The sequence below is a fragment of the Roseixanthobacter pseudopolyaromaticivorans genome, from assembly GCF_043195145.2.
Classification (GTDB): domain Bacteria; phylum Pseudomonadota; class Alphaproteobacteria; order Rhizobiales; family Xanthobacteraceae; genus NCEH01.
On sequence record NZ_CM195539.1, the window covers coordinates 4,319,110 to 4,340,849 of the forward strand.

18 protein-coding genes are annotated in these 21,740 nt (G+C 67.0%); 2 read left to right on the forward strand and 16 right to left on the reverse strand.

Annotated elements, in window-relative coordinates:
- Positions 1-238: 238 nt before the first annotated feature.
- From ftsH to ruvB, 10 genes are all read right to left on the reverse strand, one after another.
- A complete protein-coding gene (gene ftsH / locus V5F68_RS20210) occupies positions 239-2,164 on the reverse strand; it encodes an ATP-dependent zinc metalloprotease FtsH (RefSeq protein WP_394015937.1) in 1,926 nt (641 codons plus the stop codon).
- Positions 2,165-2,317: 153 nt separating this feature from the next.
- Positions 2,318-3,370 carry a tRNA lysidine(34) synthetase TilS gene (gene tilS / locus V5F68_RS20215; protein WP_394015936.1) on the reverse strand — a complete coding sequence of 351 codons (1,053 nt, stop codon included), beginning with the start codon at positions 3,368-3,370 and terminating at the stop codon, positions 2,318-2,320.
- Positions 3,357-4,358 (reverse strand): tol-pal system protein YbgF, encoded by a 1,002-nt coding sequence (gene ybgF / locus V5F68_RS20220; RefSeq protein WP_394015935.1) that lies wholly within the window; start codon positions 4,356-4,358, stop codon positions 3,357-3,359. The genes tilS and ybgF overlap by 14 nt, the downstream gene beginning before the upstream one ends.
- A gap of 211 nt (positions 4,359-4,569) precedes the next feature.
- Positions 4,570-5,067, reverse strand: coding sequence for a peptidoglycan-associated lipoprotein Pal (pal, locus tag V5F68_RS20225; RefSeq protein ID WP_394015934.1), 498 nt, complete (start codon positions 5,065-5,067; stop codon positions 4,570-4,572).
- Positions 5,068-5,515: 448 nt separating this feature from the next.
- Positions 5,516-6,877 (reverse strand): Tol-Pal system beta propeller repeat protein TolB, encoded by a 1,362-nt coding sequence (gene tolB / locus V5F68_RS20230; protein ID WP_394015933.1) that lies wholly within the window; start codon positions 6,875-6,877, stop codon positions 5,516-5,518.
- Positions 6,878-6,913: 36 nt separating this feature from the next.
- The gene (tolA, locus tag V5F68_RS20235; RefSeq protein WP_394015932.1) at positions 6,914-7,870 is read right to left on the reverse strand and encodes a cell envelope integrity protein TolA; all 957 of its coding nucleotides are present in this window, start codon (positions 7,868-7,870) and stop codon (positions 6,914-6,916) included.
- A gap of 11 nt (positions 7,871-7,881) precedes the next feature.
- The gene (tolR, locus tag V5F68_RS20240; RefSeq protein ID WP_348845897.1) at positions 7,882-8,331 is read right to left on the reverse strand and encodes a protein TolR; all 450 of its coding nucleotides are present in this window, start codon (positions 8,329-8,331) and stop codon (positions 7,882-7,884) included.
- Positions 8,332-8,340: 9 nt separating this feature from the next.
- A complete protein-coding gene (gene tolQ / locus V5F68_RS20245) occupies positions 8,341-9,138 on the reverse strand; it encodes a protein TolQ (protein WP_348845896.1) in 798 nt (265 codons plus the stop codon).
- Between the two features lie 223 nt (positions 9,139-9,361).
- A complete protein-coding gene (ybgC, locus tag V5F68_RS20250; RefSeq protein ID WP_394015931.1) occupies positions 9,362-9,889 on the reverse strand; it encodes a tol-pal system-associated acyl-CoA thioesterase in 528 nt (175 codons plus the stop codon).
- A gap of 68 nt (positions 9,890-9,957) precedes the next feature.
- Positions 9,958-10,992, reverse strand: coding sequence for a Holliday junction branch migration DNA helicase RuvB (gene ruvB, locus V5F68_RS20255; protein WP_394015930.1), 1,035 nt, complete (start codon positions 10,990-10,992; stop codon positions 9,958-9,960).
- A gap of 136 nt (positions 10,993-11,128) precedes the next feature.
- On the opposite strand from ruvB, the gene V5F68_RS20260 reads away from it, so the two are divergent.
- Positions 11,129-11,524 carry a VOC family protein gene (locus V5F68_RS20260; protein WP_394015929.1) on the forward strand — a complete coding sequence of 132 codons (396 nt, stop codon included), beginning with the start codon at positions 11,129-11,131 and terminating at the stop codon, positions 11,522-11,524.
- Here V5F68_RS20260 and ruvA read toward each other — a convergent pair whose 3' ends face one another.
- From ruvA to V5F68_RS20280, 4 genes are all read right to left on the reverse strand, one after another.
- On the reverse strand, positions 11,525-12,142 hold the full coding sequence (gene ruvA / locus V5F68_RS20265; RefSeq protein WP_394015928.1) for a Holliday junction branch migration protein RuvA: 618 nt from the start codon (positions 12,140-12,142) through the stop codon (positions 11,525-11,527).
- A gap of 10 nt (positions 12,143-12,152) precedes the next feature.
- Positions 12,153-12,596, reverse strand: a complete 444-nt coding sequence (locus V5F68_RS20270; RefSeq protein WP_394015953.1) for an anthrone oxygenase family protein — start codon at positions 12,594-12,596, stop codon at positions 12,153-12,155.
- 49 nt (positions 12,597-12,645) lie between these two features.
- Positions 12,646-13,155 (reverse strand): crossover junction endodeoxyribonuclease RuvC, encoded by a 510-nt coding sequence (gene ruvC / locus V5F68_RS20275; protein ID WP_394015927.1) that lies wholly within the window; start codon positions 13,153-13,155, stop codon positions 12,646-12,648.
- 115 nt (positions 13,156-13,270) lie between these two features.
- Positions 13,271-15,688: a tetratricopeptide repeat protein gene (locus V5F68_RS20280; RefSeq protein WP_394015926.1), complete on the reverse strand. Its 2,418-nt coding sequence runs from the start codon at positions 15,686-15,688 to the stop codon at positions 13,271-13,273.
- Positions 15,689-16,024: 336 nt separating this feature from the next.
- On the opposite strand from V5F68_RS20280, the gene V5F68_RS20285 reads away from it, so the two are divergent.
- On the forward strand, positions 16,025-16,438 hold the full coding sequence (locus tag V5F68_RS20285) for a MerR family transcriptional regulator (protein ID WP_394015925.1): 414 nt from the start codon (positions 16,025-16,027) through the stop codon (positions 16,436-16,438).
- Positions 16,439-16,756: 318 nt separating this feature from the next.
- Here the strand turns inward: V5F68_RS20285 and V5F68_RS20290 are convergent, their stop codons facing one another.
- Positions 16,757-20,272, reverse strand: a complete 3,516-nt coding sequence (locus tag V5F68_RS20290) for a glycosyltransferase (RefSeq protein WP_394015924.1) — start codon at positions 20,270-20,272, stop codon at positions 16,757-16,759.
- Between the two features lie 183 nt (positions 20,273-20,455).
- The gene (locus V5F68_RS20295; protein WP_394015923.1) at positions 20,456-21,565 is read right to left on the reverse strand and encodes a glycosyltransferase; all 1,110 of its coding nucleotides are present in this window, start codon (positions 21,563-21,565) and stop codon (positions 20,456-20,458) included.
- Positions 21,566-21,740: the final 175 nt, after the last annotated feature.

Genomic DNA, 21,740 nt, shown 5'->3' on the forward strand with positions numbered 1-21,740 from the left:
TCCTCTGGCGTCGCAAGGAAAAGCGCAGGAACGTCACTTACTTCCCGCGCTGCAAAGTCTTGGCTCCGCACAACTCCGGCGGCCCGGCACGGCGATGATCGCAGCGCGAATCGCCGACGCCCGGCCGGAATATCGCTCCGCCTCGCCTGCATGCCACCGTGCGGATCGCGGACCCATAACATGAAAATGCCCGCTCAAAGAGCGGGCATCTTCAAAGGCACAACTGGCTGCGGCGTCATCAAGCCTGCGGCTGAGGCTCTATGCTGCCGGCCGGCCCGTCGGGACGGGGCCGGTTCTTGCCCGCCGTGGGAACGACGGAGCCGCGCGGGTTGGCGGGCTCGATCACCGTGTCGCGCACCGGCGGCTTGCCGCCGAGCAAATCGATGATCTCGTCGCCGGAGAGGGTTTCATATTCCAGCAGGCCGCGCGCCAGAGCTTCCAGGCCGTCGCGGTTCTCGGTGAGGATGCGGGTTGCCTCCGCATAGCCCTCGTCCACCAGGCGGCGCACTTCCTTGTCGATGGTCTGGGCCGTCGCCTCGGAAATATTCTGGTGCCGCTGCATGGACATGCCGAGGAACACTTCGTCCTGGTTCTCGCCATAGGCCACCTGACCGAGCAGGTCGGAGAAGCCCCAGCGCGTCACCATCATCTTGGCGAGGCGGGTCGCCTGCTCGATGTCGGAAGCCGCGCCCGAGGTCACCTTGTCATGGCCGAAGATCAGCTCTTCCGCCACACGCCCGCCCATCATGATGGCGAGGCGCGAGGTCATCTGCTCGTAGGACATGGAGAGCTTGTCGCGCTCCGGCAGCTGCATGACCATGCCGAGCGCACGACCGCGGGGGATGATGGTCGCCTTGTGCACCGGATCCGTCGCCGGAACCTTCAGCGCCACGATGGCGTGGCCGCCCTCGTGATAGGCGGTCAGCATCTTCTCTTCCTCGGTCATGACCAGCGAGCGGCGTTCCGCGCCCATCATCACCTTGTCCTTGGCGTCCTCGAACTCGCTCATGGTGACCATGCGCTTGTTGCGACGGGCGGCCATGAGGGCGGCTTCGTTGCACAGGTTCGCAAGGTCGGCGCCCGAAAAGCCGGGTGTGCCGCGCGCGATCACCTTCAGGTTCACGTCCGGGGCGATCGGGATCTTGCGGGCATGCACCTTCAGGATCTGCTCGCGGCCGACCACGTCCGGATTGGGCACCACGACCTGGCGGTCGAAGCGGCCGGGACGCAGCAAGGCCGGGTCGAGCACGTCCGGGCGGTTGGTGGCGGCGATGAGGATGATGCCCTCGTTCGCCTCGAACCCGTCCATCTCCACCAGCAGCTGGTTGAGGGTCTGCTCGCGCTCGTCATTGCCGCCGCCGAGACCGGCGCCGCGATGACGGCCGACCGCATCGATTTCGTCGATGAAGATGATGCAGGGGGCGTTCTTCTTGGCCTGCTCGAACATGTCGCGCACGCGGCTCGCGCCGACGCCCACGAACATTTCCACGAAGTCCGAGCCGGAGATGGTGAAGAACGGCACGTTCGCTTCACCCGCGATGGAGCGGGCAAGCAAGGTCTTGCCGGTGCCCGGAGGGCCGACCAGCAGAACGCCGCGCGGAATGCGGCCGCCGAGGCGCTGGAACTTCTGCGGGTCGCGCAGGAATTCGACGATCTCGGTCAATTCGCTCTTGGCTTCGTCGATGCCCGCCACGTCCTCGAACGTGACGCGGCCGTGCGCTTCCGTCAGCAGCTTGGCGCGGCTCTTGCCGAAGCCCATGGCCTTGCCGCCGGCGCCCTGCATCTGGCGCGAGAGGAAGATCCACACGCCGATCAGGGCGATGAAGGGGAGCCAGGACACCAGCAAGCTGACGAACCAGGGCACATTGTCCTGGATCGGACGCGCCGTAATGGAAACGCCCTTTCCATACAGGCGCTGCACCAGCGTGGGGTCATTGGGGGCATAGGTCTGGAAGGCGCGGCCGTCGGTGAACGAGCCGGTAATGGTCGGCCCCTCGATCACGACGTCGCGCACCCGCCCCTGATCCACGTCGGAGAGCAGCTGCGAGAAGGAAATGTCGTTCGCGCTGGTGCGCTGTCCCGGGCTCTGGAAGAGCGAGAACAACGCCAGAAGCAGCAGAACGATAATGACCCACAGGGCGAAATTGCGAAGGTTGGCGTTCATAAATTCCTCACGAGGAGCGCAGCGACAGCGCTCCCGCATCGGGCTTCCAGTTGCCCGGAATGGCCATTCTGCGTCATCGCTCACCTTGCGTCCCACGCTAAAATAGGTCGCGGCCCGTGTCTTGCCAAGGAGAACAGCAGCCAGAAGACTCAATTATGCGCTATTGCCCACGCGGCGGGCACGGCGCGGCAAGGCTCGCGCAATCTCCAGCCGACCGGGCGCGAGGTGGATGCGCCCGCCCGCCAGGGTCGCGGAAACGCTGCGGCACTCGGCCTGCGCGGCGGTGATGCGAGCGAGCAGGCGCTCAAGCTTGGCCAGTTCCACCGGGCCTTCGTCGCCCACGGCATCCAGCGCGCGATGCAGCACCCGCAAGGCGATTTCCTCCGGCAAGGCGAAGAAGGCCGCCGGCGCAAGGCGGATCGGCCCGGCTGGGGGCCAGGGCTCCGGCGCCAGATCCGCGAGCGCGCGGGCGGTCGCCTGCTCCAGCGCCGCCTCGGCCCGCGCGACCCGGCGACCGAACCGGGAGAGCCCGGCCGCGTCCAGGCCCTCGGTCGCGAGAACCGGCATCAGGGCACGCAGGCGCACCCGTGTGAATTTCGGGCTCGCGTTCGAGGGGTCACTGACGAAGCCGATGTCCGCAGCCTCAAGCGTTGCGATCAGCCGCGCCTTGGGAAGGGCGAGCAAGGGGCGCAGCAGCGCCAAGCCCTCCCGCCGCGAAGAGGCGCGCATGCCGGCAAGACCGGAGAGGCCGGAGCCGCGGGCGAGGCGCATGAGGATCGTCTCGGCCTGGTCGTCCAGCGTATGCGCCGTCACAATGGCCTGCGCGCCTACCCGGCGAGCATGGGCCACCAACAGCGCATAGCGTGCGGCGCGCGCGGTTTCCTGGACGCGGCCGGTGATGCGCGGCCCGGCCCAGGTCAGGATTGCATGGGGAATCGCAAGGCGGTGGGCGTGAAGGGCGACCAGCCGCGCTTCCTCGGCGGCCTCGGGGCGCAAGCCGTGGTCCACCGTGGCGGCGTGCAGCCGGGGCGAGGCGGAAGAAAGGCGCGCCCATCGGGCGGCAAGTTCCATCAGGGCGGTGGAATCCGGGCCCCCGGAGCAGGCCAGAAGCACGATGGGATGGGCGGAAAGCGAAGAAAACAGCGCGGGGAGTTCGGCATCCCCGACGGGACACGACGCGGATGGCGGCGCGTCAGCAGCCGGCACGCTTCTGCTCGCGTTCCACCGCCTGGCGCACCGTCGAGGAGGCGCGGGGATATTTGCGATCCACTTCGCCGAAGGTGGCGCAGGCCGCTTCGCGCTCGTTCAGCGAGGCAAGCGATTGGCCGAGGCGCAGCAGCGATTCCGGCGCGCGGGTCGAATTGGGATATTTGGTCGAAACCTGGAGAAACAGCTCGGCCGCGTCCTTGAACGACTGGCGCTGGAACTGGCTCTCGCCGAGCATGTAGACCGCGTCCGGGGTCAGCCGGTCGGAGGGGTAGGTCTGGAGGAACTGGCGGAAGGTCTGCTCCGCCGCCGCATAATCCTGCCGCTGGATCTGCCCGTAGCCGGTGTCGAACATCTCGCGCGCGCTGCCGGCGGGCGTGAGGGCGGCCGTCTGCGCGGGCGCGCCGGCGCGCGAGGGCGCGGCCCCGCCGCCGCCCGGACCGATCTCCAACGGCACGCTCGGCCGCGCGAGTCCGGCGGAGGCACTCGCCGGCGACCCCAGGGGCTGGGGCGCGCCCGGGGCGACGGGATCTTCATTGGGGTCGAAGGCGTCGGACCGCTTGCCCGCGCCGGGCACCACCGGAGCGGCAACCGGTGGCACTGAAGAGGGCACAGCCCCCGGCGCGGCGCCGGGTGCGCCCACCGGACCGGCGACACCGGCCGCAGGCGGGGTGGGGCGCGGCCCCTTGCCGCCCGAAAGGCGGTATTCGATATCCTCCTGGAAGCGGCGCAATTGCTGCTCCAGCTGCTGGTTCCGATACTGCAATTCCTCGATCTGGCCGGTCATCGTGCGCAGCTGGTTTTCCAGCCGGTCGATGCGCAGCACGCTCTCGGATTGGGCGGCGGCCGCAGCCTGCTCGCTCTGCACCGCGCCGGGCGGCTTGAAGAGATCGCCGAAGGGATTGTTCTGCGCCTGCGCGCCACCGGCCGCCATGCTCAGGCAGGCGGCGAACAGAAGCGCTCGGGCACCGGAAAGCGGGCGCATCATGGTCCGAATCGCGAAAAGGGTTGAGGTCAGGGACATGGGTAAAAGCCCCGCATCTGTCGCAGCTTTGCCCAGGGATCGCGTCCAAAGTGTGACCCGGGCAAAGCCAGGAGGCGCCCACGCGATGGGTCGCGCGCGTGCCCGTGAAAACGACAGAGCCGGCGCCCGAAGGCACCGGCTCGGCCGAAGGGAGAACGAAGGCGAGGATCGCGGATCAGGCACCGCCGGTGTTCAGCACCGTCACCGCGCGGCGGTTCTGCGACCAGCAGGAGATGTCGTTGCACACCGCCACCGGGCGTTCCTTGCCGTAGGAGATGGTGCGCATGCGCGCCGGGTCTATGCCGCGCGAGGCGAGATAGTCGCGCACGTTCTGGGCACGGCGGGCGCCGAGCGCGATGTTGTATTCGCGCGTGCCGCGCTCGTCGGCGTGACCTTCGATGATGAAGGAATAGCGGCTGTACTGCTGGAGCCACTGGGCCTGACGATCCAGCGTGGCGCGCGCCTGGGGCGAGAGATCAGTCTGGTCGGTATCGAAGAACACGCGATCACCCACCGCCACCACGAATTCCTGCGGCGAACCGGGAGGCCCGCCGGCGCCGCCGGCACCACCCGCCGCATTCTGATCAGGATTATTGGCGCAGGCGGCCAGCGCCAGCGCGAACCCGAATAGAGCGGCGAACCGGAAGCCGCGAGCAAAACCAAAGAAACGCATTCCGGTGACTCCCTTCTCAACGCAAGCCGGAGACCTCGTGTAACAGCCGCTTTCTTAAGCGAAGGTTCCGCAGGCTCCGTCCGGTGTCCGCAGAGCGCGGCGGAGGCCCGTTCGCGGGCGCCTACCGTCTCTCGTGGTTAATGCTTGGTGAGCGACGTCGGCCACAGCAGGACGCCGGCTTGCGCACCCCGGCGTCCGGCAACGGCCGGCAGCCGGTCGCCCGAACCGCGTGCAGGCGTAGCCCCGCATGCGGCGAATGCAGCAGTGGTGCGGGGCCGTGGCATCATGATGGCGAAGATGAGGGCCGCAAAAGGCGGCCGCGCCACGCTTTTGGACGTTTTGCGAAAATCGGTGCCAAGCCCCTGAAATCAGGGCGTTATCCTTAACGCCGCCCGAAACCATGGCACCCGTTTGCGCCGAGGTGTGGCGCAAACGCAACAGGGTGGGATCAGGAGCGCAGCGGCGACCAGGCCGGATCCGAGGCATAGCTCGGGGTCGGCACGCGCTGCTCGTTATAGCCCGTCACATCGATCGTGAAGAGCTGCGGCCCGGCCGAGCCTGCAGGATCGCGGAAGAACATGATGACGCGGCCGTTGGGCGCAAAGGTCGGGCCTTCGTTATGGTATCCCTCGGTCAGCACGCGCTCGCCCGAGCCGTCGGTCTTCATGACGCCGATGCCGAACCGGCCTTCCGCCTGCCGGGTGAAGGCGATGATATCCCCGCGCGGCGACCAGACGGGCGTTGAATAGCGCGCATTGCCGAACGAGATGCGGCGCGCGCCGGAGCCGTCGGCGCCCATGATGTAGATCTGCGAGGTGCCGCCGCGATCGCTCTCGAAGCAGATCTGGCGGCCGTCCGGGGAATAGCAGGGCGCGGTGTCGATCGCCGCCACGTCGGTGAGGCGCGTGGTGGTCTTGGAGCGCAGGTCCATGACGAAGATGTTGGAATTGCCGCCCTGCTGCAGGCTCATGATCACCCGCTGCCCGTCCGGCGAGAAGCGTGGCGAGAAGCTCATGCCGGGAAAATTGCCGACGATCTCGCGCTGCCCGGTCTCGATATTCAGCAGATAGACCCGCGGATCCGACCTGCCGTAGGACATGTAGGTGATTTCCTGGCTGGTCGGCGAGAAGCGCGGGGTCAGCACCAGATCATCGCCGCGCGTGAGATAGGTCACGTTGGCGCCGTCCTGGTCCATGATGGCGAGCCGCTTGATGCGCCGCTCCTTCGAGCCGCTCTCGTCGATGAACACGATGCGGGTGTCGAAATAGCCTTTCTCGCCGGTCAGCCGCTCATAGATGGCGTCGGCGATAATGTGGGCCACCCGGCGCCAGTTCTCGGGCTGGGTGAAATATTGCTGGCCAAGCAATTGCTGGCCGGCGAACACGTCCCACAGGCGGAACTCGGCCTTCAGCCGTCCATCGCCCTGGCGCGTGACGCGGCCGGTGACGAGACCCTGGGCGTTGATCACCCGCCAGTCCTGGAACCGCGGTGCCTGGTCGGGATTGGTGATGTTCTCCACGAACGCTTTGGGCTCGATGGGCGCGAACAGGCCGGAGCGCTTGAGATCGGCGCTCACCACCTGGCTCACGCCGCGCCCCACTTCGCCCTCGCCGATGAAGTCGGTGACGGCGATGGGGATCGGCTGCGGCGTACCGGAGGTGATGTCCAGCTTCAGCGCGGCCCGCGCCGGCGCGGGGAACCCGCCAAGGGCCAGGGCGGCCGCGGCGCCGCCCCCCGCCGTTACCAGGGCGCGGCGGGACAGCAGGGTGCCGGAGGCCTCGAACGGTGCGGGTCGCTTCAGAAGGGTCATTCTTTTCTCGTTTCGGCAGATCGGGTGCGGAACGCCTCAGCCACGGAACATGTCGCGCGGCGTGAAGGTCATGTCGATGGTGCGCCAGACCTCGTATTTCGAGGGCGGCAGGAAGGAATAAGGCGAGCAGCGGCGGATGGCGCGGATCGCGCTCTCCGCGAATGCGGGTCCATAGGGCGTCGCGGACCCTTCAATGAGAACAGGGCTGCCGATGACCGACCCGTCCTGATTGAAGTTGACGCGGATCAGCACCTGCATGTCCTGCGCCTCGGCCGCGCCGACGGGCGGGTTCCAGCACTCGCGCAGGCGGGCGCGCAGAGCGTCCAACTCGTTCTGCGTCAGGGTCGCAGCCGCTCCCGCCGTCGCGCCGAGCGAGGCGGTGTGGGAAATGGCATCGGCCGCCGCCGCGTTACGCTGGGGCACGCGCTTGTCCAGCAGGGCGGCGATCTTGTCGACATCGAACTTCTGGTCGGTGGGCGTCTTGGCGTCGGCCACCTGCTTAGGCACTTCCTTCGGCGGATCGGGCTTCTTCGGCGGCATCGGCGGGGCCTTGGCCTCCTGCTTCTGCTCTTCCTTCTTCGGCTCGGCCTTCAGCGCCTCGTCGGCCTTCGGCTGCTCGGGCTTGGGCTCCGGCGGCTTCTCCGCCTTGGGCGGGGTCGGAGCGGGCTTCTGCTCTTCCACCTTGGGGGGCGGAGGCGGCGGCGGCGGAGGCACGGCGGCGCTCGGCTGCACTTCCGCCTTGTCGGTGACCTTCAGGTCGGGATTGTCGGCGGGCTTGGGCGCATCGACCTTCTCGGCCACCACTTTCGGCGGCTCGGCCTTCTTGCCCTTCTGGTTGCCCTTGGTGAGCTGCGACAGGTCGGACGCGGAGATCACGTCCACCGCCACCGTCTCGGGAGGCGCGTCGAAGGGTCTCGGGCCCGAAAAGGACACCAAGGCGAACACGAGGACAGCCCCGTGCGCTATGGATGATGCGGTTAAGCCGACGCGCATCCTGATCCTTCTCAACCCCCTTGTTCGACCTCGGTCACCAGCGCGACCCGCTTGAATCCGGCGCCCGAGAGGCGACCCATGACGCGCATCACCGTGCCGTAGTCCACCTTCTTGTCGCCGCGCACGAAGATGCGCTCGTCAAATCCGTTCTTGGCGATGGCCTGGAGCTTGGCCACCAGGTCATCCATCTTGATCTCGGTGTCCTGGATGAAGATCTGGCCCTTGTCGTTGACCGATATGGTCAGCGGGTCCTTGTCCTGGTCCATGGACTTGGCCTGGGTCTGCGGCAGGTCCACGGGCACGCCCACGGTCATCAGCGGCGCCGCCACCATGAACACGATCAGCAGCACCAGCATGACGTCCACCATGGGCGTCACGTTGATTTCCGCCATGACGGAGACCCGGCGCCGGCGCGAGCGCCGTCCCTGCCATCCCCCCGCGCCGCCTGCCGACATGCCCATGGCGCGTCCTCAGCCCCGTTCGTCGATCTGGCGCGACAGGATCGCCGAGAACTCGTCGGCAAAGCCTTCGAGACGCTGCGCCTGCCGGCCCGCCTGGGAGATGAACTTGTTGTAGAAAATGGTCGCGGGAATGGCCGCAACGAGGCCCATCGCTGTCGCGAACAAGGCTTCCGCGATGCCCGGCGCCACAACCGCGAGGCTGGTGTTCTTCGAGGCGGCGATGGATTGGAACGAGGTCATGATGCCCCACACCGTGCCGAACAGGCCGATGAAGGGGCCGGCGGAGCCCACCGTCGCCAGCACCAGCAGCCGGTTTTCCAGCCGCTCCATCTCGCGGGCGATGGTCACGTCCATCACCTTCTCGATGCGCTGATTGAGGCCGGCGAAGGAGCGCGCGCCGCCCTCATAGGTGCGCTTCCATTCCCGCATGGCCGCGACGAAGATCGCCGCCATGGCATGGTTGGGGCGCCCGGCCAGCGAGCGATAGAGGTCCTCCAGGCTCTGGCCGGACCAGAACGCCTGCTCGAACGTGTCCATGGCGCGGCGGTTGCGGCCGAACGCCAATGTCTTGTCGATGATGATCGCCCACACCCACACCGACGCCGCGACGAGGCCGAGCATGACCAGCTTGACGACGATATGAGCCTGCATGAACAGGCTGATCAGTGAGATGTTCACGCTCGGCGCGTCGAGCGCGCCGCTCGCCACGGGGGCGGCCAGAGGCGGAGCATTGCCCGTGCCCTGGGCCAAAGCGGTGGCGCAAGACAGGGCCAGCAGCGCCGCCGTCGCAAGGAGGAGCCGCTTCATCGGCCGCACCGCGCGTTCTCGCCAGACATCATCTCATATCCTCGGCTTCGCACCGCGTTGCAGCGCGAGTTGCAACGCATGCGCCTGCAGCTTCCGTTTTGAAGAGTGCGGGCTCTTTGACCGGCGGACTCTGTCCAAACTTTGACCGCGTTGGATTTTCGCCGCGCCGCGGCAGATCGCGCGACGCTGCGACAGAGAACACACGATCATGCTTAAGGAAGCGTTAGCGCTGCGCTGCAACGTCCTGCGCCGCGCGCTCCGCATCGGCCAGGGTCGCCAGGCGCAGGGCATCGGGGATGCGGCGCGCGCGCCCTTGGGAAACAAAGGCCACGCGCACATTCGCGGAGACCAGAAGCTCGCCGTTCCGCCGCACGCTCTGGCCCAGCATGATGGAGGCGCCGGCGACCTCCTTCGACAGCGTCACCACCTCCAGCACGTCGTCGATGCGGGCGGGTTTCAGGAAATCGAGCTGCATGGAGCGCACGACGAAGTGAAAACCGGGCGCTTCCGCCGCAGCCTCGGCGAACAAGGCGCCCTGGGCGACGCCCAGCAGGCGGATGTAGTCGGACCGGCCGCGCTCCATGAACTTCAGATAATTGGCGTGGTAGACGATGCCGGAGAAATCGGTGTCCTCGTAATAGACCCGCAGGGCCAGCGCATGGCCGCCGGGAATGAGGCGCCCCGAGAGATGGGGGTGCGTCTCCAGTTCGCCCGGTGCCGTCGCGCGTTCGCCGCTGATGTCGTTCTTCATGCCGTCTCTCTCGCCGTTGCGCCGATCAGCCCCTGCGCCCCGCCGCATGCGCGGGACGGCGACAAGACCTACTCTTCCTCGTCGAACAGAGGCAAGGCGGAGGATGGTCTCTGCGGCTCCGGCAGGCCGAGATGGCGATAGGCCCCGGAGGTGAGCATGCGGCCGCGCGGGGTGCGCTGGATGAAGCCCTTCTGCACCAGGAACGGCTCGACGATCTCCTCGATGGCGTCGCGCGGCTCCGAGAGCGCTGCCGCCAGCGTATCCACTCCCACCGGCCCACCGGCATAGAATTGCGCGATCACGTTCAGATAGCGCCGGTCCATGGCATCGAGGCCCGCGCTGTCCACCTCCAGCGCGGAGAGCGCCCGATCGGCGATGGCGCGGTCGATCTTCTCCACCTCCGCCACCAAGGCGAAATCGCGCACCCGCCGCAGCAGGCGGCCGGCGATGCGGGGCGTGCCGCGCGCCCGCATGGCGATCTCCCGCGCCCCGTCCGCCGCAATCCCGATGCCGAACACGCGCGCGCCGCGAGTGACGATGAATTCCAGTTCCTCGACCGTATAGAAGCCGAGCCGCACGGGAATGCCGAACCGGTCGCGCAGCGGCGTGGTCAGCAGGCCGGAGCGGGTGGTTGCGCCCACCAGGGTGAATTTCGGCAGCGAGATCTTCACCGAGCGCGCCGCCGGCCCCTCGCCGATGACGAGGTCCAGCTCATAATCCTCCATGGCCGGATAGAGGATTTCTTCCACTGCCGGCGACAGGCGGTGGATCTCGTCGATGAACAGGACGTCGCGCTCCTCCAGATTGGTGAGGATGGCGGCGAGGTCCCCCGCCTTGGCGATCACCGGGCCAGACGTGGAGCGGAAGCCCACCCCCATTTCCCGTGCCATGATCTGCGCGAGCGTGGTCTTGCCCAGGCCCGGCGGGCCCACGAACAGAACGTGGTCCAGCGCCTCCTGCCGGGCGCGCGCCGCCTTGATGAAGATTTCGAGATTCGCCCGCGCCTGCGCCTGGCCGACGAAATCAGCAAGCCGCTGCGGCCGCAGCGTCGTGTCGGCGGTATCGTCGTCGCGCTTTTCCGGCGTGAGGAGGCGTGGGTTCATGGAATCGGTCGAGACTCTTTCGGGCGTGGTCGCCAGACACTAGGAGGCCGCGGCGATCCTGCCTAGGTTTCTATCTCCTGCCCCTTGGTCAATTGGAGCCGGTCCGGCCTTGGACCGCGCTCGAAAAGGAGCCGCCATGAGCGTCGCCGTCCGTCCGTTCCTCATGTTCGAGGGCAAGGCCGAGGAAGCCATGACCTTCTATCTGTCGCTCTTTCCCGGCAGCACGCTCGGCGAGGTCCGCCGCTACGGGCCCGACGGTCCCGGCCCGGAAGGCTCGATCCTGACGGCGCTTTTCACGCTGGCCGGGCAAGAGGTGATGTGCACCGACAGCTTCGTGAAGCATGCCTTCACCTTCACGCCGTCCTTTTCCTTCTTCGTCACCTGCGAGAGCGCGGAGCAGATCGAAACCCTCGCCGCCGCCCTGCTGGAAGGCGGCTCGGCGCTGATGCCGCCGGATGATTACGGCTTCAGCCGGAAGTTCGCCTGGGTCAACGACCGCTATGGCGTGTCCTGGCAGCTCAACCTGCCCTGATTATTTCGCCAGTTCCCGCAATCCCAGCCGGATCAAAGTCTCCGTCGTCGCCCCCTCCCCCGCCCCGCGCGCGGCGGCGGCGATGGCGGCGGAGGCCTGGGGCGGGCCGTAGCCGAGGTTGGTCAAAGCCGAGATCGCATCCGCCACCGGCGCCGGCACCCGGTCCGCAGCCATCTCGCCGGCAAGCTGCGCCAGTACCGGGTCGACGCCGGAGAGCACGGGTGTCTTGTCCTTCAGCTCGGTCACGATGCGCGTCGCCACCCGCGGGCCGACGCCGGGCGCGCGCGCCACGGTGGCCTTGTCGCCCAGCGCGATCGCCTGCGCCAATTCGGCGGGGCGCAAGGTGGAGAGCACCGCCAGCGCGGTCTTGGTGCCGATGCCCTGCACGCCCTGCAGCAGGCGGAACCATTCGCGTTCCGCCTCGCTGACGAAGCCGAACAGGCGGATCTGGTCCTCCCGCACGAAGGTCTCGATGAACAGCACCGCCGCCTCCCCCGCCTGCGGCAGGCCCTGGAGCGTGCGGGTCGAGGCATGGACGAGATAGCCGACGCCATGCACATCGAGGATCACATGGTCCTCGCCATAGCTGTCGATGACGCCCTTAAGCTTGCCGATCATGTTGAAGCCTTCACGCGCCCTTGCCGCTCAGCGACGCCCAGAGAAAAACGAAGGTGGCCACGAGCCCGAGGCCGGTGCGCACCATATGCAATTGCCCCCAACAGGCGATCTGGCGCGCGCTTTCCGCTCCGGCAAAAGCTTCCTCGGTGGCCAGGAGCCGGCGGTTGGTGGGCATGATGGCGATAAGCGTGAAGGGCCAGTTCGCCAGCATCAGCACGGCTCCGGCCATCCAGCGCCATTGCCCGGATACGGCAAAGGCGACCGCGCCGAGAACGAAGCCCAGTAGGGCCAGGGTCGCCTGCATGGCGAAGCCGCGCTTGTAGGCCGGCTTCCACTGGCGCAGCTGCGCGGCCGGATCGAGCGTGGCCCGCGCCGGCTGCTCGGCAACGTTGATATACAAGGCGGCACCGGCAAACAGCGCCGCGTCCACCAGAGCAAGCTGCCCCCAAACCATGCTTATCCCCTGCCTCGCGGCCGCTTCAGCCCCGGCCCAGGCGGACACTCTACAGCGCCAGACGCCGCAGCGCAGCGGCGCCGCGATGATGGGCATGGGTGATCGCCACCGCCAGGGCGTCGGCTGCATCTTCCGTCTGCGGCGTCGCCTTGGGAAGCAGCACGCCGATCATCATGCGGATCTGCCCCTTTTCCGCGCGGCCGGCGCCGACCACGGTCTTCTTCACCAGAAGCGGGGCGTATTCGGCCACCTCCAGGCCGGCCTGGGCGGGCGCCAGCATCACCACGCCGCGCGCCTGCCCAAGCTTGAGGGTGGAAGACGGGTTCATGTTCACGAAGGTTTCTTCCACCGCCGCCTCGTCGGGCGCATGGGCGGCGACGACGGCGCATAATTCGCGGTGGAGCGTCGCCAGCCGCACCGCCATCGCGGCGCCCTCGGGCGGCAGGATGGTGCCGCAGGCGATGAAGGAGAGGCGCGAACCCTCGGCCTCGATCACCCCCCAGCCGGTACGGCGCAGGCCGGGATCGAGCCCGATGATCCGAATCGCGTGCTGTTTCATCCTCTCACCATGCGCGAGGCGAGGCCGCGCCGCGAGGGGGATCGCGCGAACGGGAGCGTGTGGCGCCCCCGCTCTCAGATCGCTGCCGTCAAAATCACCTTCCGGCAGGCAAGGCCTAGCTGCTGGATTTGGCGGAGACGGTGCGCGGCGCCGCGTCCTCCGGTCCCGGCTGGTTCCATTCCGGCTTGCTCGCGGTGGTGTTCGCGGCCTCGTCCATAATGCCCGGGGTGAAGGCAATCGCGGCGGCCTGCGCCCGGCGCAGGGTTTCCGCATCCGCCCGCCCGACGATGTCGTCGCGCTTGCGGGCACTTTCGGTATCGCCCTGGTTGGCCGCCAGAGCGAACCATTTCCAGGCCTCGCCCAGATCCGGGGTGCCGCCGAGGCCGCGCGAATAGATCACGCCGAGATTGTGCTGGCTGTCGCGCAGGCCGAGATCCGCCGCCATGCGGAACCAGCGGATGGCGGCCGGCCAATCGGATTTCCCGTCCGTGCCCTCGGACGCCAGCACGCCGAGATTGTGCATGGCCCGCACGTTGCCGCGATCCGCCGCCCACATATAAAGCGCGCGGGCCTGATCGATGTCGCGATTGGTATATTCATACAGGCTGCCGAGCTGATAGGCCGCCGGCACCGAGCCCTTCGAAACCGCATAGGACAGCCACTTCACCCCGTTGACGGGATTCATGTCCGTCCCTTTGCCGTCCACATAGCGCATGCCCACCTCATAGGCAGCGGCGGCATTGCCTCCGAGGGCTGCGGTGCGCAGCGCGGGCGAGCCCACCGGCGGCGGCAGATCGCCGAGCGCGGGAGCATTGACCGGCGGCGGCGCCTTGACGGCGGCCACCGCCGCGCTGGCCGTGGCGGCCCCGCTCGGCGCGGTCACCGCCGCCCGAGCTTCCAGACCGTGGGCGAGCCGTGTGAAGGAACCGGAGACCGAATGCGCCACGGAGTGGGACAGGGTCGAGATCGGCCCTGAGAACTGCGCGACGCCAAGAACCAGGATTCCGAGCGCTGCGGCACCGATGGCAACCCGTCCGGCGACCGGAATGGCTTGGCGTTTGCGGTCCGCCACGGCGCGCTTGCGCGAGATTTGGCGAGCCTTGCGGATGGCGCGGTCCTCGCGCTGGCCGAACAGCGATCTCTTCCCAAGCACGGGGCGGGGCGTGGAGCCGGCCGGCGGCTCTGTCTTGCCCGGCCCGACCGGCGCAAAAGACGTGAAATCCTCTTCCCGATGGTCATCGGCCGCGAAATGGTGCGGCCTCAGGTCAGCGAAATCCACCTCGTCCAGAGCGCCGTCGAACACCGGGCGCGTGGCGTCGAAACGCGGCGCTTCAACGTCAGGGGCCAGGTCCAGCTCGGGAGCAAAGTCCACCACCGGTTCCGGCGCGTGATAGGGGGGACGCACCATTTCCTGCTCGGCAAGGTCGCGCAGACCGAGTTCCGCCTCGGCGGCGAAGAAATCCTGGGTGCGCCGCTCGAAATCCTGCTGGCGCGCCTCCAGCGCCGCAAGGCCGCGCTTGAGACCGATCACGGCCGGCGCATCGTCGCGGGCCGACAGGCGCATGGCCACCGCCTGCACCGCTTCAGCGGAAACATCGGCGGAGGCGTAGCGGAAGCGTTCCAATTCCTGTGTCAACGCGTGCAGATTGGCCTCGATGCCATCGAGCCGCGCCTGGTGATCTGCGCTGACCTGGACCCGTTCGGCAAGCACCGCGACATGGCGCTCCAGGGCATCTGCGAGCGGCTGCAAGGCATCGGCCTGCGGCCCGCCGTTCTGTTCCAGCCGGTCCAGCAGCAGGGCCACCTTCTCCGCCAGCACGGCGGCGCCGCCGACGGCGCCCACCTGTTCCGATAGGGCGGCAAGGCGCCCCGTCAGGTCCGCGAGCTGCTGCTGGATCGCCTCGCCCGTCGAATCACCGGCGGGCGCCTCCTCGAGGCGGGCGATCAGGTCGCGGGTGGAACGCTCCATCGCCGCGCCCGTCACCTCGATGCGCTGCACCACGTCCTCGCCGATCCGCATGAGATCCGCGCGGGAGGCAGCCCCAAGACCCGCGAGGGTGCCGCCATCTTCCAGGGCGCGCGCCACCAGATCCTTCAATTCCGTGGTCTGCGCCTGCAGGCGGGCCAAGGCCTCGGCATCGACCGCCTGGCTGTTGAGCAGGTCGACCTTCCGGCTGAGCCCCTCCATCGCTGCGGTAAACCCGTCGCGTCCCTCGCCGGCGGAGAGGATGCCGAGGCACAGCTTGATGTCGTTGAGATCGGCGGCGATGCGGGCCGGCTCTATGGCCTGCACCTCGCTCATCTGGCCGTGAAGATGGGTCAGGGCGCGCCCGATTTCCCGCACCGCGGCGCGCGGTGCCGTTTCCCGCAGTTCCTCGCGCAGCCGTTCCACTTCGGCGCGCAGCGTCTCGATGGCCGAGGGTGCAAAAAGGTCGTGTGCCCCTTCGATTCGGCGGCGCAGATCGCCGACCGGATCTCGCTCAGGGCCCGGTTCGACACGGAACTTTCGGGCAGCTGTTTCCAAACGGTCCATGCCCGCCTCCTACGGCTGGGATGGGGCGATGCGAAGCGCAACGCCGCGACAAGAAGTTCCGAATCTTTGACGCGGTTTGGTAAACGGCGAGTTAAAGCCCGATTTTGCAGGGATTTGTCCGGAGAAGTAACGGTTACTTTCCCTAAGGGAGCCTGCAACCTTCTCCCTGGGTGAGCCGGCTTTCCCTATGTTCGTACACAGATCGGGGGAGCCGGCGAACGCGGCAGGACGCCACGCGCTGGAATGTCTCCTTCGGTTTCAAATCACTTTGCGGGCCTTGGTCGTAGAATGGCGCGATTGCCGTCCTCGATCGCGACCACCTTCAGGAGAGTGTGCATGGACGCAAACGGTTTCGAAGTTCGCGAAAACATCGCGCAGACCGACCGGGCCTTCGGGGCCGCCAATGTCTTCACCATCGGCGATCTCTCGCGGGAATTTGGTGTTACCTTGCGCGCCCTGCGCTTCTATGAGGACAAGGGCCTGCTGAGCCCCCGTCGCGAAGGCCTCGCGCGGCTTTATTCCGCGACCGATCGGGACCGTCTCTCGGTAATCCTCAAGGGCAAGCGTCTCGGCTTCACCCTCGCCGAAATTCGCTCACTCGTTGCGGCGCATGAAGGCCAGAACGTGCAGGATCTCGCCCTGACCCGCGACCGTTGCCTCTCGCAGCTCACCCAGCTCGAGCGTCAGCGCGCCGAAATCGAGGCGGCCATCAGCGAATTGCGCGAAACCGCCGACCGGCTCGCCGCCTGATCCTCCGGCGGTTCTCCAGTCCCTTCAGATCAAGGCGGGGTTCATTCCCGCCTCGGTCCTTCAAGGATACCCCTACACGCCCGCGCGATCATCCGTTCCGCCGGCCTAAGAAGTGTGACGCCAGGGCCTTGTGGCCGGTGCGCGAAGAGCCACCGCGCTACCTTCAGCTTCCGCGCCGCGACCATTGCTTCGGCTGATGACGCTCGGCCCGGGCAGATGCGCTACGCCGGTCTTATGCCGGGACTGAACACCGCTCCCGCCGCTACGCCCCACCCAAATCCTCGCCGCCTGCCGATCAAGCGGAGGCTTGCGCCGCGCTCAGATATAAGCGGAGCGATAAAAATCCGCGTTTTCCCGCATCGTTGCGCCCATTTGCGGTGCGAGGGGAGGGGTTTCGGGCACCGGGTCCATGAAGCGCAGACGTAGCGCAAGCAGGTCCTCAACCACCTGCCGCGGGGTTTCCGACAGCGAATATTCAAACGCGCCGGCGCTTCCCGCGACCCGTTCGGGAAACGCGCCGAGCGGCGGCACCAGCACCGCCCGGCGCGCGGCAAACGCCTCGCTCAGCGTAAAGCTGTAGGTTTCCGGCCAATGCTGGGGAAAGAAGATCAGGTGCGGGTCGGCCTTGGCGATCAGGGCCGGCAACTCGTCGGGCTTGTAGCGTCCGGTGATGGAGAGATGCTCGCGCAGGCTGGAGGCCCGCACGTCGAGCTTGTTGGGAAACTCTCCGATCACCTGCCATTCCAGCGGCGCGCGGATGGACCGGCTGTATTCGATGCAATCCAACAGAAAGGCCCCGCCCTTGTGCTCGGCAAGGATGCCGAGGACGGCGACGCGCATGGGAATGTCCGGGGCGATCTGCGGAATCCACACCGGCTGCGGCCGGCGATACAGGTCGGGTTCGTGGGGCACCACGATGAGATTGGCATAGGGCGCGTAACGGCGAATCCGGTCGGCGACGTCGCGCGAGGGGCAGATTACCCGCTCGGCATGCTCGATCAGCGCGATGCCGCGCTCCCGCCACCAGATGATATCGCGTGAAAACGGCTTGGGATCGGCCGCAAGGCAGGCCAGGCACCCGCGCTCGTCGGGCTCGCCGCAATAGGTGCCCGCCTGCGCCAGATTGATGCGCGGACAGATCAGCGCGTAATCGTGGATCGACACGTCATAGGGCAGGTTCATCAGCGCCAGGAAGGGCGCAAGCTCATCCATCGCGGTGAGCGCGTGGTGCACATGGATGCGTCGCAGGCCGAACGCGCGCAGGAGCTGGGCTACCTCGCCGAGCTGGCCGACGCGCATGTCCACCCGCCGCCCGCCCGTGGGATCGGGAATGAACAGGGCCAGCCCAAAATCGGGCTTCTCATCATCCGGCGGCGTGATGATGAGCGTCAGGGAAATCGCGCGCTCCGCCGTCAGCGCCATCAGGTCCACCACCTGCTTCTCGGTCCCCCCGCCCCAGGGGTGCAGAATGTGCAGGATCACGGGCGTGCCGGAGGCGCGCATCAGGCTCGCCTCGATCGCGAGGCGCATGGCAAAGGCCGGGTCCTCGCGCACCCAGCGGCCGACGGCCGCCTCATAATCCGGATAGCGCTCGCGCAGCAGGCGCGCGGACTCGCACTTGCGCGTGTTCGCGGTGCCGCCGAAGCTCACATTGCCCGCGTGGTAGACGAACACGTCCCCCGCGAGCACATGGCGCCATGCCTTCGCGCTGGCCCGGCAGCAGAAGTCGGATTCTTCCCCATACCCCTTCCCGAACGTGTCCTCGTCGAACAGGCCAACGTCCTCAAGGCAGGCGCGGCGAATGAACATGCAAAACCCGACCGAGGTCGGAATGTCCACGGAACGGCCGGCATTGACGGTGGCGCAGGCCTCGTCCAGCGCGGCGAGTGTGTGCCCTTCGGGCAGGCCCAGCCCCTCGCCGATGTCGGGATAGCTGCAGATCGTGGCGTTGTTCGAGAACGGCGAGACGGTGGCGATGCGCGGATCCGCCGCCGCCTGCGCCGCGATGCGATCCACCCAGTCGCCGCGCACCTCGGTGTCGCTGTTGAGCAGGATCACGTCGCGCACGCCCGCTTCGATCATGCCGCGATTGACACTGGCGACGAAGCCCTTGTTCTCCTCGTTGACCAGCAGCATCACCCCCGTGGCCGTCTCCGCGACCTCCCTCAGATAGGCGCGCAAGGCGGGTTCCGGTCCGCAATCGTCGATCAGGACGAGCAGCCCGAAGGTCTCGTTGCGCGCCCGCGAGGCGAGCACGCTCTCGATGCAGGCGCGGCTCTCCTCGTAGCCCGCATAGACCGGCATCACCACCGCGACCTCGTCCATGGGCAGCAGGTCGCGGGCGGGATGGCGGATGGGCGAGGGCACGAAGCTCGCAAGGTCCAGCGTGTGGCGGCGCGTCGCCTTCAGAAAGGCCAGCCCCTCGGCTTCCACGAGCGGTACGCCGACCCGCCCTTCCAAGCGCCCATGGGTAAGGAAATGGGCGAGCGGGTCCATGCCGAGGGCGGCGACGTCGGGATTGGCGGCGAGATACCAGCGGGGATCGAAATCCGGGCTGGGCATGCGCCCTTCCTTGCTGCCGTGCTGGATATAGTGCAGCAGCGGGTTCTCGCCCAGAGCGACCACGTCGGGATATTGCGTGACATACCAGAGGGTTCGGAACACCGGATTGGGGTCCCGCCCATCCTTGGCGCCGTGCGCCAGATAATGCGTCAGGGGATCCATGCCGGCAGCGCCCACGTCGGGATAGCGCCGCAGATAATAGACCGGGTCGAACAGGTTCGATCGGGCCAGGCGCTTGCGGCTCTTGTCCATCACATAGGAGGCGGTGCGCACGCCGAACAATTTAGCCACCCGGCCCACCAAGCGGCGCTGGCCGATGCGGATGGTCTTGACCATCTGCCGCAACAGCCAGGAGAACGAGCGCAGACGCTGGACCAGATGGAGCAATTGCCCCTCCTTCTGGAGCAGTTCCTGTTCCAGGGCCGAGGTTTGCGCGGTCTCTTCCTGCAGCAGCGCGCGCAGGCGAGCGGCTTCCTTGCCGAGCGCTTCGGCCCGTTCGCGCTCGGATTCCCGCAGCAACTCCATCTGGGCCGCGCGGGCGGCGTCGCTTCCGAATGCCGGCTGGCGCACTTGCGGCGCCAGGGCCAGCTTCAGATCCTTCCCGAGGCGCGAAAAGGCGAGCTGGACATTTTGCTGAAAGCCGGCGGACGGCGCCGGATCGAACAACGGACGCAGCAGCGGGGCGATCCGCGGCCCAATCGCGAGGATGCCGAGCGCTTCGCCGTGGGTGAAGATGAAGCTGCCGTAGCGCACGCGCAGCTGCCGCCACACGCGTTCCCCGCCCGGTTCGCTGAGACCATGGACCAGGATGACGGCACTGTCGGACAGGCGGTCCAGCCAGGCCGCGAGCGTGTCGTCCGCAAGGGCACCCAGGGGAACCGCATCGAGGCAGAGCAGATCGATGCTTCCAGGAGGAAAGTCGCGATATGCTGTCTCGGCGGAGGCGAGCAGAACTTCGGAGGCCCGCATGTCGTCACGGCTGAACGCGGCGCCGAATGCCGCCGGCTGCCGCCCCTCGCCCGCTTCGCTCCAGCCGGAAATGGCAACGCAACGGGTCGATAGATCGAGATGCGACGCGATCTGGAGAAAGCACAGATGAGGATTCGGCGTGCGCCGCCCGAGCGAAACCACGAGGCGCGGGCGCAGGGCATCCATCAGCCAGAAGCCGAACGGAAAATGCTCGACGAAGACGGGAGGCAGGGCGACCCGCTTGGGCTCAAAAAACGCCGGCGTCGTCAGGGTGATCCCCAAAGACAACGAAGAGCCAATCATACCCGTCTCCGATCCCGCCTGCGCCTGTCGCGGTGACCGCAAAACGCCTGCGTACTTGCGCCTTTTCCAGGCAGCGCGAGAACCGCAGGCTGATCTAGCAGTCTGCGATGACGCCTTTCAAGAATGTGATGCCCTGACAAATAGTCGGCGAATGGTGGGGTGTTCAGGGCCAGTGGACCGCCCCTATTGCGCCGCGAGCGGCGGCGCAAGCACTTCCAGCCCCCGCAGGCGCTCAAGACGAGGCTCCACGCGGTGAGCTTCAGCCAGGCTTTCGGCAACCAGACGTGACGCATTCTCGGCAAGTTCCAGCCGCAGATCCTCGTTGGTGACCAAGGAGAACAAGGCCTCCTCGAACGCTTCCGCCGAATTTCCCCCCAGCCTTCCATTGACCCCGTCGACGATGGACTCACGGTACTCGCCCACGGTGCTGGCCACGGTGGCGAGGCCGAGCCCAGAATATTCGAGGAACTTCAGCCGGCTCTTCGACTGATTGAATTGATTATCGGCCAGCGGCGCAAGGCCGATATCGTAGGGCCCCTGGTCCATGAGCCAGTTCGCGAAGGCGGGGTAGGACACGGACACATGGTCGGGCGGGCGGATGGCCTGCCATCCCTCGCATACCGTATGGCTGGGCATGACGCCGATCAGGGTCAGGGCGATGTCCCGGCTCACCCGATCGCGCACCCGCGCCAGCGCAGGCCGAAGCAAGGTGTCGAAATCCGATTGGTGCGTGGTCGTCCCCATGAACAGCAAACGCAACGGACCTTCGCAGGGAACCGGCTGACGCACCTGCCAGACCCGCGGATCGAGATGATTCTGGAGCACGGCAAGCTTGTCGGACAAAGGCGCGAGCCGCCGGGCGAGATCCTCGGTGGAGACCCAGACTTCATGGGATTCCCGCAGCAGGAAGGTCACCAGAGGGCGCAGCTGCTGATAATAGGAATGCTCGTTATGGTCCGCCGCAAGGGAAAGTAGATCGTCGTCCAGATCGTAGACGAGGCGGGCCCCCTTGCGCGCGCAATAAGAAACCAGCCGCTCCGCGCGCTTCAAGGTTTTAAGAACAACGCGCTGGGTAATGACGATATCCGCATCAATGTGCTGATAGTTGTCGATATCGCCGAAGGTTATATCAAACTCTTCCTTCACGATCGGTTTCGTCAGCGGCAGCAGGAGACGCAAGTAAGCGCATGCATTCGGCTGATGCGCATTGAGCGTTTCCATGAGGCACAAGATTCGCCGCCGCCCTGACACGCTCGCTCCCCCGGGTCGTTCCCGAATCAAGTCCGAATACACGCTTACGTTGCTGACAACCTTACACCGTGCCAAACGCAGGCGATACCGTTTGCAATTAGTCCAGCCGCCATGACGGCGTGATTACAGAAGTGGAGGTATTATGCAATTGTCTAGCGCTGTTGGATGATACCATGCGCAGAGTCGTCGCCGGCTGAAAAGAGCCCCCACCGGTGTG